Origin of the sequence: Xanthomonas sp. SHU 166 (genome assembly GCF_000364685.1) — a bacterium.
In the GTDB taxonomy this organism is placed as follows: domain Bacteria; phylum Pseudomonadota; class Gammaproteobacteria; order Xanthomonadales; family Xanthomonadaceae; genus Xanthomonas_A; species Xanthomonas_A sontii.
Genome location: NZ_AQOJ01000178.1, coordinates 1 through 4,682, shown reverse-complemented (window position 1 = coordinate 4,682; position 4,682 = coordinate 1). Strand labels below are relative to the sequence as shown.

The 4,682-nt window shown below is 69.3% G+C and carries 1 protein-coding gene; it reads left to right on the top strand.

Going from position 1 to position 4,682, the window contains the following annotated elements; translation table 11 throughout:
- Positions 1-51 precede the first annotated feature (51 nt).
- Positions 52-4,682: YDG domain-containing protein (locus D180_RS06510; RefSeq protein WP_157835433.1), on the top strand; the 4,631-nt coding region annotated here is incomplete at its 3' end.

The window sequence follows — 4,682 nt, the reverse complement described above, 5'->3', positions numbered from 1 at the left end:
TGCGGTGGCGCCATCCACGTCGGCGGCGGTTGGCAGGGGCACGATCCGGCGTTGCGTAACGCCACCCACGTGGAGGCCGATGCCAGCGTCGCGCTCGACGCCAGCGCCGGCAGCAGCGGCAACGGCGGCGAAGCGGTGGTCTGGTCCGACGGCGACACCCGGTTCGCCGGCAGCATCGCCGTGCGCGGTGGCGCGCAAGGCGGCAACGGCGGCCGCGCCGAAGTCTCCGGCAAGCAGCAACTCGCCTACAGCGGCCGCACCGATGCCAGCGCGGCCAACGGCGCGATGGGCGACCTGCTGCTGGACCCGGACACCATCAGCATCCAAGGCGGCGGCACCGGCATCGGTTCCCTGGGCGGAAGCACGGTATACGTGCGGGACCTGCAGGCGCAGAACGCCAACGTGATGCTGGTGGCCGACAATGGCATCACCTTCGGCGACCTGTCGCTGAACGGCGGCAACGGCCGCCTGAGCATGGCCAACAATGTCAGCCTGCGTCTGGAGAACACCAACGGCACCATCAGCTTCGCCAATCCGACCAATACGGTGGAAGTGTTCGGGACCGGCAGCATCTACATGCAGAGCGGACGCACCAACACCGGCTTCCTGAGCAGCATCGGCAACCTGATCGCACATGGCCCCGGCACCAATCCCGGCACGCTGCCGACCCACGACGTCAGCCAGAACGGCAACGGTACCCCGGGCGCCGGCTCGATCACCCTGTACGGCGCCGACGGCATCTCGGTCAGCGGCGCGCTGACCACCAATGGCGGCTACGTGCGCATCTGGGGCGACTCGGACAACATGGGCGGCGGCGACCTGACCCTGAACTCGCCGATCTTCAGCAATGGCGGCAACGTGTACCTGTCCACCGGGCAGGGCGCGGTGACGCTGAACTCCAACATGACCCTCGGCGCCGGGCGCGTGCTGTTCAAGGCCGACGGCAGCTACACCAGCGGCGAGAAGATCCTCAACGGCCTGATCGACGCCAGTGGGGATTTCAACATCGATACCGCCTTCACCATGAAGGGCGGCGCCAGCATCTACACCAGCGGCAACATCGTGTTCGGCAACGTACCGGTCAATCTCGATACCGGCAGCGGCGTGCTGGTGCTGCGTGCCAACAAGATCGACTGGGGCTCTTCGACCCTCAACAACCTCAGCACGGCGTCGATGCGCCTGGAGCCGTACGACCCTTCGGTCAACATGGTGCTGGGCGACGCCAATGGCTTCGCCTCGGCGGCGACGCTGAACAAGTTGCCGGGCATCCGCAACCTGACCATCGGCCGCGCCGATGGCACGGGCACCATCAGCGTCTCCGGCAACTACAACTTCAACGCCAGCGGCAGCTTCGAACTGCTCGACAAGACCCTGGACATCACCGCCGGCAGCCTCAGCAACAGCACCGGCGACGTGATCCTGACCGGCGACACCATCAACCTCAGCCAGCATGTCACCGCCAACGGCGGCAACGGCAAGGTCACAATCCGGCAGATGACCGCGGCCAACGCCCTGCATCTGGGCACCGGGCTCAGCAACGCGACGATCGGCCAGGTCAACGCGGCCACGCTGGAAGTGGGCCGCAGCGACGGCGGCGACCTGGTGTTCGACAGCGACATCGTCACTGGCGCCAGCACCGTGAGCCTGAAGAGCGGCCAACGCGTCTTGGGAGTCAACGGCGGCGTATCTGCGGCCAAACTGGCGGTCACCGCCGGCGCTGGCGCCACCCTCAGCGACAGTACCTTCAACTTCACCACGCTGGCGCTGGACGTGGGCGGCGCCACCCAGATCGCCAGTTCCAGCGCCACTTGGGGCCTGGGTCTCGCCGACACACTGACCGGCTTGAATGTGCGCGCCGGCACCACCGGGACGGTGGGGTTGAACGCGACAGGAACCTTGGGCCTGAACAGCGCGATCAACTTCAACAACAGCGCCGCCACCCTCGCCGCCACTGCCGGCACCGGTTTCGATGCGGCCAGCACCACGCTGAGCAATCAGACGGCAGCCACCGTGGCCTTCGCCCTGTCCGGCGGCAACCCGTTCGCGTTCGGCGGCAGCAGCACGGTCCTGAGCGGCAGCATGCTGTCGCGCTTCAACGGCGTGAGCACGTTGCGCGTGGATGCGTCGGGCAATGACGTGACGATGGGGGCGTTCAACGTCGCCGTCGGCAACCGCATGCAGGTGCAGGCGCGTCGTTTGCAGCAGACCGACGACGTCGGCGTGAGCGGCGGCAGCCTCTATCTCAGCGCCGCGCAGGGCGGCCTGAGCCTGAACCACGGCATCAGCGCCGCGCAGACGCTGTCGCTCAACGACGTCGCCGGCACCGGCATCCAGGGCAGCGGCGCGTTGACCGCCGCGGCGCTGGCGCTGCGCTCCAGCGGCGCGGTGTCGCTGACCTCCGCCAGTACCCTGGTGAACGCGATCGCGGCGCAGAGCGGCGACCTGACTTTCCGCAACAACGGCAGCCTGCTGGTCGGCAGTGTCGATGGCCTCGCCGGCATCGCCTCCACCGGCGCGGTGGACGTGCGCCTGACCGGCGCCAGCGCGGACCTGACGCTGCAACAGGCGGTGAGCGCGGGCAATGCCGCGCAGCGACAGACCGGCGTGCTGCTGGCGGCCGGCCGCAACTTCATCAATCAGGCAGGCAGCAGCGCCGTAAGCACCGGCAACGGCCGCTGGCTGGTGTATTCCACCTCGCCGCTCAATGACACCCGCGGCGGTCTGGCGCCGCAGTTCAAGCAGTACAACGCCGGCACCGGCAGCACCGTGCTGGATGCGGGCAGCGGTTTCCTTTACCGCGTCGCCCCGACCGTTGCCGTCGCCCTCACCGGCGCAGCCAGCAAGACCTATGACGGCAATGCCGCTGCCGCACTGGGCGGGATCGGCTACACGGCCAGCAGCGGTGCGATCGACGGCGATACGGTCGTCGTCACCGGCACCGCCGCGCACTACGACAGCAAGAACGTCGGCCACGGCAAGGCGGTCACCGTCGACGGTCTGAGCGTGGACCACGCCGGCAACGGCGCGGTGCGCGTGTACGGCTACGGTCTGGCCAGCACCAGCGCCAGTGCCAACATCGGTATGATCAGCCAGAAGACGCTGCAGCTGGGGGCCGGCTCGATCCAGGGCAAGGTCTACGACGGCACCAACACCGCCAGCCTGGGGTCGGCGGCCCTGAGCGGCGTGGTGAGCGGCGACGACGTGCGCTTCGCCGGTGCATCCGGCGCGGTGTTCGCCGACAAGCGCGCCGGCGTCAACAAGCAGGTCACCGTGTCCGGCATCGCGCTCGGCGGCAACGATGCCGGCAACTACCTGGTCGACAGCACGGCCTATGCCGACATCGCCAAGCGCACGCTGACGGTGGCGGTCGACATCGCCGGCAAGGTGTACGACGGCGGGATCGGCGCGCAGGTGCGCAACGCCACGCTCGGCAATGCCGTCGTCGGCGACGATGTGTCGGTCGCCACCCAGGCCGCGTTCGTCGACAAGAACGTCGGCGACAACAAGAGCGTCGTGGTCGCCGCACAACTCGGCGGCACCGATGCCGACAACTATGTCATGGACGTGGCCACCTCGACGCCGCGCGGCAGTACCGCCTCGATCACGCCCAAGACGATCGACGCCGGCACGCTGAGCGTGACGGCCAAAGTGTACGACGGCAACCGCACCGCCAACGTCGGCAGCAACGGCCCGGTCGGCACGCTGAGCGGGGACGACGTGGCGCTGGTCCTGCAAGGCCAGTACGACGACAGGAACGCCGGCACGGGCAAGCGGGTGGACGTGACGGCCGGCTTGCGCGGTGGCGACGCCGGCAACTACCAGTTGCTCGCGACGCGCCTGCAGTCCAGCGGCGACATCACGCCCAAGACGATCGACGCCGGCACCCTGAGCGTGACCACCAAGGTGTACGACGGCAACCGGACCGCCAACGTCGGCAGCAGCGGCCCGGTCGGCACGGTCGGTGGGGACGACGTGGCGTTGATCTTGCAGGGCCTTTACGACACCAAGAACGCCGGCACCGGCAAGCGCGTGGACGTGACCGCGGGCCTGCGCGGTGGCGATGCCGGCAACTATCGCCTGGTCAACACCAGCCTGCAGTCGCGCGGCGACGTGGCGGCGAAGGAACTGACCGTCGGCAATGTGGCCGTGCTAGACAAGCGCTTCGACGGCGGCAGCGACGCGGTGCTGGTACTGCCGCCGCTGCGTGGCGTGGTCGTTGGCGACGAGGTCGCGCTGCAGGGTCGGGGTCAGTACGACAATGCCTCGGCCGCGGCGGGCAAGACGGTGCAGATCGCACTGGCCCTGAGCGGTGCCGACGCGGGCAACTACCGCCTGACCGACGCGCGTCAGCAGACCGTCGCCGGCATCGAGGACCTGCCGGGCCGCAACGCGGTGGACGCGGTTTCGCAGCCGAGCATGGGGGGCAACGGCACGCAGCCGGGCGGCACCGCCGACGGCAATTCGTTGACGGCGGCGGGCGCGATTTCGGCAGCGGCCGGCGCGATGGGGGAACTGGGCGCATCGGCGCAACCGCGGCTGGGTGGAACCTCGCTCGATCCGACCGGCGCCGGCAGCACGGCATCGGGTGGCGGCGCCGGTGGTTCGGGCGGTGCCGGCGGCACTGCCGGCGCTGCGATCGGCACGGGCACCGGGACCACCGCGGCCGACGGTGCCACCGGCTC